Annotated in this window: 12 protein-coding genes; 7 read left to right on the top strand and 5 right to left on the bottom strand. The window is 67.0% G+C overall.

Going from position 1 to position 13,968, the window contains the following annotated elements:
- Positions 1-4: 4 nt before the first annotated feature.
- The 7 genes from ACIGKL_RS21360 (at position 5) to ACIGKL_RS21330 (ending at position 6,450) form a co-directional block, all read left to right on the top strand.
- Positions 5-358 carry a DUF4398 domain-containing protein gene (locus ACIGKL_RS21360; protein WP_397488435.1) on the top strand — a complete coding sequence of 118 codons (354 nt, stop codon included), beginning with the start codon at positions 5-7 and terminating at the stop codon, positions 356-358.
- Positions 358-1,170: an OmpA family protein gene (locus ACIGKL_RS21355; protein ID WP_397488434.1), complete on the top strand. Its 813-nt coding sequence runs from the start codon at positions 358-360 to the stop codon at positions 1,168-1,170. The genes ACIGKL_RS21360 and ACIGKL_RS21355 overlap by 1 nt, the downstream gene beginning before the upstream one ends.
- 194 nt (positions 1,171-1,364) lie before the next feature.
- The gene (locus tag ACIGKL_RS21350; RefSeq protein ID WP_397488433.1) at positions 1,365-2,834 is read left to right on the top strand and encodes a PLP-dependent aminotransferase family protein; all 1,470 of its coding nucleotides are present in this window, start codon (positions 1,365-1,367) and stop codon (positions 2,832-2,834) included.
- Between the two features lie 66 nt (positions 2,835-2,900).
- On the top strand, positions 2,901-4,619 hold the full coding sequence (locus ACIGKL_RS21345) for a von Willebrand factor type A domain-containing protein (protein WP_397488432.1): 1,719 nt from the start codon (positions 2,901-2,903) through the stop codon (positions 4,617-4,619).
- The gene (locus tag ACIGKL_RS21340) at positions 4,616-5,188 is read left to right on the top strand and encodes an RNA polymerase sigma factor (RefSeq protein ID WP_397488431.1); all 573 of its coding nucleotides are present in this window, start codon (positions 4,616-4,618) and stop codon (positions 5,186-5,188) included. Before ACIGKL_RS21345 ends, ACIGKL_RS21340 begins: the two co-directional genes overlap by 4 nt.
- Positions 5,185-5,862: a hypothetical protein gene (locus ACIGKL_RS21335; protein ID WP_397488430.1), complete on the top strand. Its 678-nt coding sequence runs from the start codon at positions 5,185-5,187 to the stop codon at positions 5,860-5,862. The genes ACIGKL_RS21340 and ACIGKL_RS21335 overlap by 4 nt, the downstream gene beginning before the upstream one ends.
- Before the next feature lie 93 nt (positions 5,863-5,955).
- Positions 5,956-6,450, top strand: a complete 495-nt coding sequence (locus ACIGKL_RS21330; protein WP_397488429.1) for a hypothetical protein — start codon at positions 5,956-5,958, stop codon at positions 6,448-6,450.
- Positions 6,451-6,493: 43 nt separating this feature from the next.
- Here ACIGKL_RS21330 and ACIGKL_RS21325 read toward each other — a convergent pair whose 3' ends face one another.
- The 5 genes from ACIGKL_RS21325 to atuD form a co-directional block, all read right to left on the bottom strand.
- Entirely contained in the window at positions 6,494-8,320 is a 1,827-nt protein-coding gene (locus ACIGKL_RS21325; RefSeq protein ID WP_397488428.1) for a long-chain-acyl-CoA synthetase, read from the bottom strand.
- 341 nt (positions 8,321-8,661) lie between these two features.
- The gene (locus tag ACIGKL_RS21320; protein ID WP_397488427.1) at positions 8,662-9,486 is read right to left on the bottom strand and encodes an SDR family oxidoreductase; all 825 of its coding nucleotides are present in this window, start codon (positions 9,484-9,486) and stop codon (positions 8,662-8,664) included.
- Between the two features lie 87 nt (positions 9,487-9,573).
- The gene (atuF, locus tag ACIGKL_RS21315; RefSeq protein ID WP_397488426.1) at positions 9,574-11,562 is read right to left on the bottom strand and encodes a geranyl-CoA carboxylase subunit apha; all 1,989 of its coding nucleotides are present in this window, start codon (positions 11,560-11,562) and stop codon (positions 9,574-9,576) included.
- A gap of 132 nt (positions 11,563-11,694) precedes the next feature.
- On the bottom strand, positions 11,695-12,495 hold the full coding sequence (atuE, locus tag ACIGKL_RS21310; protein WP_397488425.1) for an isohexenylglutaconyl-CoA hydratase: 801 nt from the start codon (positions 12,493-12,495) through the stop codon (positions 11,695-11,697).
- Positions 12,496-12,691: 196 nt separating this feature from the next.
- Entirely contained in the window at positions 12,692-13,849 is a 1,158-nt protein-coding gene (atuD, locus tag ACIGKL_RS21305) for a citronellyl-CoA dehydrogenase (protein ID WP_397488424.1), read from the bottom strand.
- Between the last annotated feature and the right edge of the window lie 119 nt (positions 13,850-13,968).

Here is a 13,968-nt window from a genome sequence, read left to right as displayed (position 1 = left end):
TCTCGTGATCAATCGACCCCTTTGCGCGCTGTTGCTGGCGCTGGGCCTGATGGCCTGTGCCAGCGATCCGGCGCCCACCGAACAACTGCGTCTGACCGAACAGGCACTGGCCCAGGCCAAGGCCCTGGGCGTGGCCCGCGAGCAATCGGCGCCGTTGAGCCTGGCCGAAGACAAGCTGGCCCAGGCTCAGGCCGCGTTGCTGGACGGTCGCCACAAGCAGGCCCGGCTGCTGGCCGAGCAGGCCGAACTGGACGCCCGCCTGGCCGAGGCCGAGCACCTCAATGGCAAAGGGCGCGAGCAATTGGCCGAGCTGAACCAGCGCATCGGCCGTCTGCGCCAGCAACTGGGGGCCATGTGATGAATCGCTCGATGCCTATCGCCGCCCTGTTGCTGGCGGCCAGCCTGCTGGGCGGTTGCGCGGCTCAGCAGCCGGCCAGCGACCAGGCCCTGGAGACGGCGCGCGCCAGCTTCCAGACGGTCAAGGAAGATCCCAACGTGCTGCGTGCGGCGCCCAAGGACGTGATTCGCGCGGGCGAATCGCTGGCCCGTGCCGAGCGGTTGTCCAGCTATTGGGGCAGCGGCGCCGACGTGCGTCACTATGCCTACCTCAGCCAGCGTTACGCCGAGATCGCCCGCCAGCACAGCGAGATCGCCCTCAACCAGGAGCGCGTGGCCAAGCTCGAGTTGGAGCGTCAGCGCCTGCAGCTGACCCTGCGCGAGGCCAAGCTGCTCAGCGTGCAGCAGCATAACGGCTGGCTGGAGGAGCAGATGGTCAGCCTCGCCGCCAGCGAGACCGAGCGCGGCCTGGTGATGACCCTGGGCGACATGCTGTTCGACGCTGGGCGCGCCGAACTGCAGCCGGCGGCCAACCGCACTGTGCTCAAGCTGGTGCAGTTCCTGCAGATCAACCCGCAGCGCCGGGTGCGCATCGAGGGCTATACCGACAACACCGGCAGCGCCGAGGAGAACCTCGAACTGTCGCGCGCGCGGGCGCAGAGCGTGGCCGATCTGCTGGTGGACCTGGGCATCGACGCCAAGCGTATTCAGGTGGTCGGCTACGGCGTCGACTTCCCGGTGGCGGAGAACGCCTCGGCGCGCGGCCGGGCGCAGAATCGTCGGGTGGAGATCGTCTTCTCCGACCAGCGCGGCCAGCTCGGCGCCGAACGCTAGATCCGCCCGGCTGCACACGAACCCCGGCTTGGCCGGGGTTTTTCGTTTCTGCACCTGTTTGGCCACGATCACCTGGACATAGGGCATACAGATGAAGCACGGATACTGTATCGCCGACACTGTTCTAAACTGTGCCAGTACACTTGTGCATAAATCGGCTACTGTTATGGTCCAGTGACCCGAAGGAGACGGCCATGACCAATCTGTTGCTCTACCAGCGCATCGCCCAGCAGTTGGCCGAGGACATTCGTCGGGGCGTCTACCAGCCGGGCGAGCGGGTGCCGTCGGTGCGCAAGATGAGCGCGCAGCTCAACGTCAGCCACGCCACCGTGCTGCAGGCCTACGCCAATCTGGAAGACCAGGGGCTGATCCGCGCGCGGCCGCAGTCCGGCTTCTACGTGCACCAGACGCCGGCGCTGACCGCGCCGACCCCGGATATCGCGCGGGTCGAGCGCCCCGGCCTGGTCACCCGCAGCAGCATCATCAACCAGGTGCTCACCGAGTCGCGCCGCGAGGGGGTGTTCCCGCTGGGCGCCGCGGTGCCGCACGTCGACTACCTGCCGGTGCGCGCGCTGCACCAGCAACTGGCCAAGGTCACCCGTTTTCACAGCCCGCGCGCCTTCAGCTACATGTTCAGCCCCGGCTTCGAGCCGCTGCGCCGGCAGGTGGCGATCCGCATGCGCGACGCCGGGGTGGTGGTCGATCCGTCCGAGGTGGTGATCACCCACGGCTGCGTCGACGCCCTGCAGATGAGCCTACGCGTGCTGACCAAGCCGGGCGATCTGATCGCGGTGGAGTCGCCGACCTATTACGGCTTGCTGCAACTGGCCGATCTGCTGGGACTCAAGGTGATCGAGATTCCCTGCGACCCCACCACCGGTATCAGCCTCGAAGCCCTGCAACTGGCGGCCAACCAGTGGCCGATCAAGGCACTGGTGCTCACCGCGCGGCTGTCCAATCCGCTGGGCGGCACCATTCCCGAGGAGCGCCAGCGTCAGTTGCTGCGCCTGGCCGGCGATTACGATTTCCAGATCGTCGAGGACGATATCTACGGCGAGCTGATGTTCGAACAGGGGCCGACCAAGGCGCTCAAGTCGCACGATCGCGACAGCCGGGTGATCTACTGCTCGAGCTTCTCCAAGACCCTCTCGCCCGGCGTGCGCATCGGCTGGATAGTCGCCGGCAAGTATCAGGACGAGATCCAGCGCCTGCAGACCTTCTCCACCCATTCGGCGTGCAGCGTGACCCAGATGGCCGTGGCGGCCTACCTGGAAAATGGTGGTTATGACCGCCACCTGCGGCATATCCGCCAGGAGTACCGCAAGAACCTCAGCGCCTTCCAGCTGGCGGTGCAGCAGTACTTTCCGGTCGGTACGCAGATGACCCGGCCCAAGGGCGGCTTCATTCTTTGGGTCAGCCTGCCGGCACGGGTCAACACCAAGGACCTGCATGTGCGCGCGCTGCAGCAGGGCATCTCCATCGCACCGGGGCTGATCTTCAGCAACACCGAGCAGTTCAACCATTGCGTGCGGCTGAACTGCGGCATCCCGTGGAACCGCGAGGCCGAACGCGCGCTGATGACCCTGGGCATGCTGGCCAGCCAGTTGTGCCAGGAGGCGAGCGGCGGCTTGTCGCTGGAGCGGGCGGACGGCATAGCGGTTTAACCCGAATCGAGCGGAGGCTGCGTCTACCTGAGCGAAGGTTCCATGCCATTGCCCAGGAGCTGCACCATGTCCGCTTATTCCCTACTGCTCGTTCGTCCGCTCGCCGCCGGTTCCGCCGCCGGTGTGTTGCTCGCCCTGGCCGCCTGCAGCGCCTCGGGTCCCGAGCCCGAGGCGCAGGGCAAGCCCGCCGCCCCGGCCGCCGCGCTGCACGACAGCCTGGCGGCGCCGGTCGCCGCGGAGGCGCGCGCCGAGCTGACGCGCAAGCGCGAGAGCCTGCTGCCCAATCAGGTCGCCCATGTCCCCAGTCCCATGCTCGATACCTTGCCGCCGGGCTACCGCGACATACCGCGCGAGCAGTACCAGGCCTACGCGGACAACCCGGTATTCGCCGTGGCCGAGACGCCGGTGTCCACCTTCAGCATCGACGTGGACACCGGTAGCTACGCCAACGTGCGGCGTTTCCTCAACGGCGGGCAGCTGCCGCCGAAGGATGCGGTGCGCCTGGAAGAGCTGGTCAACTACTTCCCCTACACCTATCCGCAGCCGACCGGCGATGCGCCCTTCGGCGTCAGTACCGAACTGGCGGTGACCCCCTGGAATCCGCAAACCCGTTTGCTGCGGATCGCCATCAAGGCCTCGGATCGCAGCGTCGAGGAACTGCCACCGGCCAACCTGGTATTTCTGGTCGACGTCTCCGGCTCGATGCAGCGCCGCGAAGGCCTGCCGCTGGTGCAGGGCACCCTGAAATTGCTGGTCGAGCAGCTGCGCCCGCAGGATCGTGTGTCACTGGTCACCTATGCCGGTGACAGCCAGGTGGTGCTCGATTCCACGCCCGGCAGCGACAAGGCGAAGATCCGTGCGGCCATCGATCAACTCAGCGCCGGTGGCTCGACGGCAGGGGAGTCGGGCATCCAGCTGGCCTACCAGCAGGCGGGCAAGCACCTGATCGATGGCGGCATCAATCGCATCCTGCTGGCCACTGATGGCGACTTCAACGTCGGCATCAGCGACTTCGACAGCCTCAAGCAATTGGCCGCCGACAAGCGCAAGACAGGTGTCTCGCTGACCACCCTGGGTTTCGGCGTGGACAACTACAACGAGCGCCTGATGGAGCAGCTGGCCGACGCTGGTAACGGCAACTACGCCTACATCGACAACCTGCGCGAGGCACGCAAGGTGCTGGTGGATCAGCTCGGCTCGACCCTGGCCACCGTGGCGAGCGACGTGAAACTGCAACTGGAATTCAACCCGAGCGAGGTCAGCGAGTACCGCCTGCTGGGCTACGAAAACCGTGCGCTCAAGCGCGAGGACTTCAGTAACGACAAGGTCGATGCCGGTGATATTGGCGCCGGTCACACTGTCACCGCGCTGTACGAGATCGTTCCGGCGGGCGGTAAAGGCTGGCTGGAGCCACTGCGTTATCAGGCCAATGCCCAGCCCGCGAGCAAGAGTGGCGAGCTGGCCTGGTTGCGGATTCGCTACAAGGCCCCAGGCGAGGCGGCCAGCCGCCTGCTGGAGCGACCTATCGCACGTGCCGAGGCCAAGCCGATGAACGCCGCCAGCGAGGATCTGCGCTTCGCCGCCGCCGTCGCCGCCTTCGCCCAGCAGCTCAAGGACGGGCGCTACACCGGCGATTTCGGCCTGGCGCAGAGCATCGAGCTGGCCCGCTCGGCCAAGGGCGAGGATCGCTTCGGCCTGCGTGGCGAATTTATCCAACTGGCCGAAATCGCCCAGAGCCTGCACACTGCCGGCTCCACTTCCAGCCCTGTACGAGCGCCGCAGTGAACGCACCTCTCACGGATGACGACGCCGCTTTGTTGCGGCGTTACCGCCGCGGCGATGCCGCGGCCTTCAACGCGCTCTACCAGCGCCATCGGCTGGGTCTGTTTCGCTTTCTGCTCGGCCTGTGCGGCGATCACGCCCTGGCCGAAGAAGTGTTCCAGGAAACCTGGATGAGCCTGATCCGCAGCCAGAGCGAGCAGCGCGAGGCGGTGCTGTTCAAGACCTGGCTGTACCAGATCGCGCGCAACCGCCTGATCGACCACTGGCGCAAGACGGGCCGCCATCAGGCCGGGCATGACGAATACGATGAAGGCCTGCATGCCCAGGCCGACCCGCAGCCGGGGCCGGAGCAGCAGCTCGGCCTGAGCCGCGACAGCCAGCGCCTGCAGGCCGCGATGGCGGACCTGCCGGCCGACCAGCGCGAGGTGTTCCTGCTGCGCGCCCATGGCGACCTGGAGCTGAGCGAGATCGCCGAGCTGACCCGCACGCCGGCCGAGACGGTCAAGAGCCGCCTGCGCTACGCCCTGCAGAAACTACGCCGGCTGCTGGCCACCGAGGAGTTGTCCGCATGATCCACGATCGAGAAACACTGGAGCACGAACAGGCGCTGCTGGCGCATTTTCGTGCCCATGGCGAAGGCGAACCCTCGGCCGAGTTGGACGCACGCATCCTGGCGGCGGCAAGCGCCGCCGCGCGCGAAGCGAGCCAACCCGATACGGCCGCGGCCAGCACTGGTTGGGCGCAGCGCTTGCATCAATGGCTGTTCGGCAGTGGCCGGCAGCGCTGGTCGGTGGCGGTGGCCGGGCTGGCCTGTGTCGGGATTGGTGTCAGCCTGACCTGGCGCACCCTGGAGCAGGCCCCGGAGGCCTTCGATGCCGTGCCGCCCAGCGTGGCCATGAGCCCGGCAGCGCCGGCGCCGATGGCGGCCAAGCGTGCCGCCGAGAGCGACTCGATGGCGCGCATGGCCGTACCTCAGGAACGGATGAAAGCCGAGGTCATGGCACGCTCGGCGCCACCGGCCGCGATGGCCGACGCGCCGCTGGCCAGCACCGCGGCCATAGCGCCCATGGCCGAGTTGGTGAGCCAGAGCGAGCCGCGCGAGGCCTTGCTGCGCCTACTGGAGCTGCGGCGTACGGGCAAGCAGGCCGAGGCAAAGCGTGTGCTGGAGCAGTTGCAGGCCGATTATCCGCAACTGGATATCGAAGCCGAGCTGAGCCATCTGGCTGCCGAGCCGCCGCATGAATGACGGGCGAGGTAAAAGTCGTGTAAGCCGGCTTGCCAGCCAGGCACGGGCAGGGGAGCATGAGCGCATCGTCGACCGAGTTACCCTTGTCCCATGATGCGTAAGTCCCTTCCGTTGCTGCTGTGCCTGGCTTGGCTGAGCGCCTGCGAGCGTACAGCGGAGCCAGTGGCGCAGCAGCCCGAGCCTGTTCCGGCGCCACTTGCCGCGCCGGTCGAGGCGCCTGCAGCCGAGGTTGCCAAGCCTGAGCCCGTCGAGTTGGCGCCGCCGACCAAAGCCGCCGAAGCCAAACCCGTGGCGCCCGCCACGGCTCAGGTCGCCGCCAAGCCCACGCCGGCCGCCGCGCCACAGCGCGAGCCCGAAGCCGAGCTGAAACCGGCGCTGGATCTGAGCGTGCCGCAGGAGCTGTTCGAGCAAGCGCTGGAGAGCGAAACCCAGGAGGAGCTCTCGCCACTGCTGCCGCCCTTGTTCGGCGAAAAGCCCGAGGCCGTCAGCCCCTTCCAGCTCAGCGGTCGGCTGATCAGCAACGAGCGGGTGGACGACTACTGGGAGTCCATCGAAGGCGCCGAGTTGCAGTTTGAGTTCAAGCAGTAGCGTGCTGGTGCGCGGCGCACTCTAGGGATCGCCGCGTCCGGATTCAGAAACGATAGGTCTGCCGCGCGATGGCCGCATGCAGCTCGTCATCCAGCGGCTGGAAGCTCGCCGCGCCGGGCAAGCGCACGTAGAGCGGCCCGTCGACCTGGCTGGGGTCGTAGCCGGCCTGCTTGAGGTCGGTCTTCTTGTACTTGAAGGTGCCGGTGGTCTCCACCTCGCCGAGCAGGCGCACGAACAGCGGCGCGGCGTAGGCCGGCAGCTCGCGATCCAGGTGCGCGGCCAGCGCCGCACCATCCAGCGCATAACCGGACGCCAGGCGCAGCGCGGCCATGCCGCAGCGGCCATTGGTGTCGGGGATTTCCACGCCATAGACCACCGCATCTTCCACCCCGGCGAAGGCGCCGAGCACGTTTTCCACCTCGGTGGTGGAGACGTTCTCGCCCTTCCAGCGGAAGGTGTCGCCAAGGCGGTCGACGAATTGCGCGTGCTTGCAGCCGATATCGCGCATCAGGTCGCCGGTGTTGAACCAGGCATCGCCCTGCTTGAACACGTCGCGCAGGATCGCCGCCTCGCTCTTGGCCGGGTCGGTGTAGCCGTCGAACGGCCACTTGGCGCTGATCTCGCTGATCAGCAGACCCGCTTCGCCTTTGTCGGCCTTCTGCAGAAAGCCCTTCTTGCCGCGTAGCGGCCGATCGTTCTCCAGGTCGTAACGGACGATGGCGTAGGTGGCCGGGGTGTAGCCGACGGTATTGTCGAAGTTGAACACGTTAGTGAAGCCAATATTGCCCTCGCTGGAGGCATAGAACTCGGTGATCTGCTCGACGCCGAAGCGCTGCTTGAACTCGGCCCAGATCGACGGGCGCAGGCCATTGCCGATCATGCAGCGCAGGCTGTTGTTGTTCTCCTCGGCGCACTCGGGTTGATTAAGCAGGTAGCGGCACAGCTCGCCGATATAGCCGAAGCAGGTGGCCTGATAGCGCGCCACGTCGCTCCAGAAGGCGCTGGCGGAGAACTTGCGGCGCAGGGCGATGGCCGCGCCGCCGGCCAGCGCCGCGCTCCAGCACACGGTCACGGCGTTGTTGTGGTAGCAGGGCAGGGTCAGGTAGAGCACGTCGCGCTCGCTCAGCGTCAGGCCGGAGTGGCCGAAGCCGCCGTAGGCCTTGATCCACTTGCCGTGGCTCATGATCGAGGCCTTGGGCAGGCCGGTGGTGCCGGAGGTGTAGATCAGAAAGCAGGGGTCCTTCATCCGCACCAGGGCGCTGTCCGGCGGGTTGTCTTCGGCCTGGCCGCGTGCCAGCTGCATCGGATTGCGCCAGCCAGCCGGCGCCTGCCCGGCATCCGCCAGGCAATCCTGGTCGGCGATCCAGTAGTGGCGGGCCTGCTGGTCATGCAGCTGGTCGACGATTTCGTCGAAGGCGCCGAGCAGTTCGTCGCCGATTACCAGGAAGCTGGGTTTGACCAGATTGAAGCTATGCGCCAGCACCTTGCCGCGCTGGGTGGTGTTGACCAGCGCGCCGACCGCGCCGAGCTTGCTCAGCGCGGCGAGTATGGCCAGCAGCTCCAGGCGGTTCTCCAGCATCACCGCGACCACGCTGCCGTGACAGACGCCCTCGGCCTTGAACGCCCAGGCCAGGCGATTGGCCCAGGCGTTGAACTGGCGATAGCTGAGCCGGCGTTGCTCGTCCAGCAGCGCCGGGCGATCGGGATGCAGCTGCGCGGCGCGCTGCAGCGCCCAGGCCAACGACAGCTGCTTCTCGCGATTGCGAATACCGGCGTAGTAGAGCCCGCGCAGCATGCGCGGCACACGCGGCAGGTGCTGCGGCAAATGAGTGAGGAAGCGAATGGGGGAGATCAGATCGGCTTGGCTCATGGGACTCGCACTTGGGACGTTATTAGTTGGAGGCGAGTCCTGACTCTAGTCAACGCTGAATCCGCCAGCCATGGCTCTGGTGCGCGCCTCGGTGGGCAGATCGGCAAATACCTTCCGCCCTCGTAGGGTGCGCCATGCGCACCGCGACAACCTGCGGGTTTGTGCCGTCCGCGGTGCGCGCGGCGCACCCTACGGATGGGCGCACAGTCCGTAGCCCGGATGAAATCCGGGGCACCGTGCAGATTCTTTCCCGATTGCATCCGGGCTATGAAATTGCAAGGCCTTCCCTCTCCCCCCAGCCCCTCTCCCAAATGGGAGAGGGGAGCAGAGAGCCAGCACGTTCAATCGACAAACAGATCGGGTACCAGGTTGCCGCCGGCGGGATCGTAGCGGTAGTGCTCGAAATCGCTGACGCCCTGTTCGCGCAGGATGTCCTCGTCGATCAGCAGGCGGCCGCTGATGCTGCGGCCCTGGCTGGCCAGGATCGCGTGGGCTGCGTCGGCCATGATCGCCGGGGTGCGCGCGCGCTTGAAGGCGTCGCGGCTGCCCAGTTCGAACTCGATGGCCGCGGTGGCGATCATGGTCTTCGGCCACAGCGAGTTGACGCTGATGCCGTACTTCTTGAACTCCTCGCTCATGCCCAGGGTGAGCATGCTCATGCCGTACTTGCTGACGGTGTAGGGGCCGTGCTGGGCGAACCACTTGGCGTCCAGATTGAGCGGCGGCGACAGATTGAGGATATGGCCGCCGGCACTCTGTTTCAGGTACGGCAGCGCCGCCTGGCTGCAGACCATCACCGCGCGGGTGTTGATCTGGTACATCAGGTCGAAGCGCTTGGGTTCGAGCTTTTCCACGCCCACCAGCTTGATCGCCCCGGCGTTGTTGACCAGCGCGTCGATACCGCCGAAATGCTCGGCGGCGCGCGCCATGGCGGCGGCCACGGCCTGTTCGTCGCGCACGTCCAGTTGCAGGGCCAGGGCTTGGCCGCCGGCGCCCTCGACCTCGGCGGCGACGCTATGGATGGTGCCTTCCAGCTTCGGATGCGGCTCGGCGCTCTTGGCCGCGATGACGATATTGGCACCGTCGGCGGCGGCCTTGAGGGCGATCTCGCGGCCGATGCCGCGGCTGGCGCCGGTGATAAACAGGGTCTTGCCGGAAAGTGACATGGGCGTGCTCCGTGTTGTTGTTATGGGGCTGGTGGGAGGGGCTTTAGCCGCGACCGACACTGCTCGCGGCTAAAGCCCCTCCCACGGTCATGCGTCAGCCGCTTCGATCTCCACCAGCAACTGGCGATTCTTGACCTGGTCGCCCTGGCTCACGCCGATCCGGCGGATCACGCCGTCAACGCCGGCCTTGAGCGGGTGTTCCATCTTCATCGCCTCCAGCACCACCAGCAGCTGGCCTTTGGCGACAGTCGTACCTTCCTCGACCAGCACCTCGACGATGGCGCCATCCATCGGTGCCTTGACGCTGCCGGATGCCGCGGCGCTGCTGCCGGTGGCGGGGGCGTGGGTGATGTCCTGCAGCTCCAGGTTGCCGTTGTGGCCGTAGAGCCATATGCCGTCGCCTTGCAGATGATAGGCCAGGCGCTGGCGCACACCGTCCAGTTCGACGTGGGCCCAGCGACCATCGGCGGCGAGCAGGGTCAGTTCCACCGCCTGTTCGCCGAGCTTGGCCAGCAGACGCGGCTGGGTGCCGTCGCCGAGTACCTGCAGCTCCACCTCGATGCGCTGTTCCGCCTGTTTCAGCACGAAGCGCCAGGGGGCACTGCCGGCGCTGCGCCAGCCGGCCAGCTCGCCCTGGTGGGCGTGCGCACTCGCCGAACGCTGGTAGAGCAGGGCGGCGGCCAGGGCCAGTTCTTCGCTGCGCGGCGGTTGCGGGGCAAGGCTGGGATCATCGGCGAAATGTTCGGCGATAAAGGCGGTGGTGGCGTTGCCAGCGGCGAATTCCGGGTGCTTGAGCAGGTTGGCGAGGAAGCGCTGGTTGCCGTTGACGCCGAGCAGCACGCACTGCTCGACGGCGCGCAGCAGCTTGCGCCGGGCTTCGTCGCGGGTTTCGCCGTAGGCGATGACCTTGGCCAGCATCGGATCGTAGAAGGGGGTGACGGCCTGGCCCTCGACCAGACCGTGGTCGATGCGCACGCCGGCCAGCAATTCGGGCTCCCAGCGCAGTACCTGGCCGGTTTGCGGCAGGAAGCCCGCCGCCGAATCCTCGGCGTACAGGCGCACTTCCATGGCGTGGCCGGTGAGGCGGATTTCGTCCTGCCGAAGTGGCAGGGGCTGGCCGGAGGCCGTGCGAATCTGCCAGGCCACCAGATCCTGGCCGGTGATCAGCTCGGTAACCGGGTGTTCCACCTGCAGGCGGGTGTTCATTTCCAGGAAGTAGAACTCGCCGCTGGCGTCGAGCAGGAACTCCACGGTGCCGGCGCCGACATAGTTGACCCGCGCGGCGGCCTTGACCGCCGCCTCGCCCATGGCGCGACGCAGTTCCGCGGTCATCACCGGGCAGGGCGCTTCCTCGACCACCTTCTGGTGGCGGCGCTGCACCGAGCAGTCGCGCTCGCCCAGATACACGATATTGCCGTGCTGGTCGCCGAACACCTGGATCTCCACATGGCGCGGGCGGATCACCGCGCGTTCGAGAATCAGCTCGCCGGAGCCGAAGGCGTTCTGCGCCTCCGAGCGGGCGGTGCGGATCTGCCCCAGCAGTTCGCTGGATTCCTGTACCAGGCGCATGCCGCGACCGCCGCCACCGGCGCTGGCCTTGATCATCAGCGGGTAGCCGATGCGCTCGGCTTCGCGGGCCAGGGTCTCGTCGTCCTGGGCGGCGCCTTCGTAGCCGGGAATGCAGGGCACGCCGGCCTCCAGCATGGCGATCTTCGACAGGCGCTTGCTGCCCATCAGGTGGATGGCTTCCACGGTCGGGCCGATAAAGACGATGCCGGCGGCTTCACAAGCGCGGGCGAAATCGGCGTTCTCGGAGAGGAAGCCATAGCCGGGATGGATGGCGTCGGCGCCGGTCCTGCGCGCGGCCTCGATGATGGCATCGATGCGCAGATAGGACTGGTTGACCTGAGCCGGGCCGATGCACACGGCTTCGTCGGCGATCTGCACGTGGCGCGCGTCGGCATCGGCCTCGGAGTACACCGCCACGGTGCGGTAGCCGAGTTCGATGGCGGTGCGCATCACCCGGCAGGCGATCTCGCCACGGTTGGCGATCAGGATCTTGTTGAAGGCGGGCATCTGCGTGCTCCTGTCAGGTGTTCCCGGATTGCATCCGGGCTACGGTGTTCTTGCGTGCGTGGGAGGGGCTTTAGCCGCGACGGGGCTACAGCCGCGGCTAAAGCGGAGCGCCGCCCGGCCCCTCCCACAGGGTTAGTCGGCAGCCCACTTCGGGCTGCGCTTCTGCACAAAGGCCAGGGTGCCTTCGATGCCCTCGGCGCCGGTCACGGCGGCGGCGAACTGCTCGGCGGCGCGGTCGAGCAACGGGCCGAGGGCTTCGCCTTCGCTGGCCAGCAGCAGAGCCTTGGTCTGGGCGTTGGCCTGGGGCGCGCACTGGCGAATCTGCGCCAGGGTCTCGGCCAGGCGCTGCTGCAGGGCGGCGTCATCGGCCTCGCAGTAGTGCACCAGGCCCAGGCGCAGGGCCTCGGCACCGTCGAAACGGGCGGCGGTCAGGGCCAGGCGCCGCGCCTGGGTCAGGCCGATACGCCGCACCACGAAGGGGGCGATCTGCGCCGGCAGGATGCCCAGGGTGGTTTCCGGCAGGCCGAACTTGGCGCCGCTGGCGGCGATGGCCAGGTCGGACACGCAGGCCAGGCCGAAACCGCCGCCCAGTACGGCACCTTCCAACACTGCAACCAGTACCTGCGGCGCGGCCTGGGCCTCCTCCAGCAGGCTGCCGAAGGCGCGGTTCAGCTCGCGGTAGGCGTCGCCACCCGCGGCCCGCGCACCGGCCATATCCTTGATATCGCCGCCGGCGCAGAAGTGGCCAGCGGCGCCGCGCAGGACGAGGGCGCGCACGTTCGCATCATGACGCACGGCCTCCAGGGTGGCGCGCAGTTCGCCGACCATGGCCAGGCTCATGGCGTTGCGGCTGTCCGGGCGGTTAAGGGTGACGTGCAGCACGCCACCGTCGAGGCTTAGCAGCAGGGTTTGGCAGTGGGGCAGCTTGCTCATGGAGACACCTATGCTTTCGGCGGTTCGCGGCTGAAGCCGCTCCTACGGTGCGTAGGGTGGACGTCGCCTTTTACGTCCACCGTCATGGTGGATCGATAAAGCGTGATCCACCCTACGATCAACCTTTCTTAGGGCCTGCCGTCCCTGGCGGCCACCCTGCGGGCCGTCGCTACGCGACGTTAAAAATCGTTCCCAACTATTTTTTCTTCCCCGGCAGGATGCCCATCAGCTTGCAGATGATGCCGAGCATGATTTCGTCGGCACCGCCGCCGATGCTGACCAGGCGCACGTCGCGGTAGGCGCGCGACACCGGGTTGTCCCACATGAAGCCCATGCCGCCCCAGTACTGCAGGCAGGCGTCGGACACCTCGCGGCCCAGGCGGCCGGCCTTGAGCTTGGCCATCGAGGCCAGGCGGGTCACGTCGCGGCCCTTCACGTACTGCTCGGTGGCCTGGTAGACCAGCGCGCGCAGGCACTCGACCTCGGTCTGCAGTTCGGCCAGGCGGAAGTGAATGACCTGGTTGTCGATCAAGGGTGCGCCGAAGGTGTGGCGCTGCTTGCAATAGTCGATGGTGGCGTCGATGCAGTGCTCCAGGCCCTTGATCATGTTGGCCGCGCCGAACAGGCGTTCCTCCTGGAACTGCAGCATCTGCATCATGAAGCCGGCGCCTTCGGCCCCAATGCGATAGCGCTGCGGCACGCGCACGTTGTCGAAGAACACCTGGGCAGTCTCCGAGCTGCGCATGCCCAGCTTGTCCAGGTGCGGGCTGACGCTGATGCCGGGGCTGTTCATCGGCACCATGATCAGCGACTTGTTGACGTGCGGCTTGCCGTCGCTGGTGTTGGCCAAGAGGCAGATAAAGTCGGCCGACGGCGAGTTGGTGATCCACATCTTGCTGCCGTTGATCAGGTAGTCGTCGCCGTCCTTGCGCGCCGTGGTCTTCAGGCCCGCCACGTCGGAGCCGGCACCGACTTCGGAGACGCCGATGCAGCCGACCATCTCGCCGGCGATGGCCGGGCGCAGGAACTCCTCGCGCAGCTCGTCGGAGCCGAAGCGCGCCAGGGCCGGGGTGCACATGTCGGTCTGCACGCCGATGGACATGGGGATGCCGCCGCAATGGATGGTGCCGAACTCTTCGGCGGCGACGATCGAGTAGCTGTAGTCCAGGCCCATGCCGCCGAATTTCTCCGGCTTGGAGATGCCCAGCAGGCCCAGCTCGCCGGCCTTCTTGAAGATGTCATGGATGGGGAAGCGGCCTTCCTTTTCCCAGGCGTCGACGTGCGGATTGATTTCCTTGTCGACGAAGTTGCGCACGGTACGGCGGAGTTCTTCGTGTTCCTGGGTGAAGATCATTGTTGTTCTCCTTGTAGGGTGCGCGGTGCGCACCGTGATCTTGGCGGGTGCGCGTGGCGCTCCCAGGGGTTGGTTGCGTAGGTTGGGCTGAGCCTGCGAAGCCCTACGCGTTGTTTGCT

This window comes from Pseudomonas sp. NPDC077186, assembly GCF_044543505.1.
In the GTDB taxonomy this organism is placed as follows: domain Bacteria; phylum Pseudomonadota; class Gammaproteobacteria; order Pseudomonadales; family Pseudomonadaceae; genus Aquipseudomonas.
Note: the sequence above shows the minus strand (reverse complement) of the source record. Positions and strands in the feature narration are given on the sequence as shown.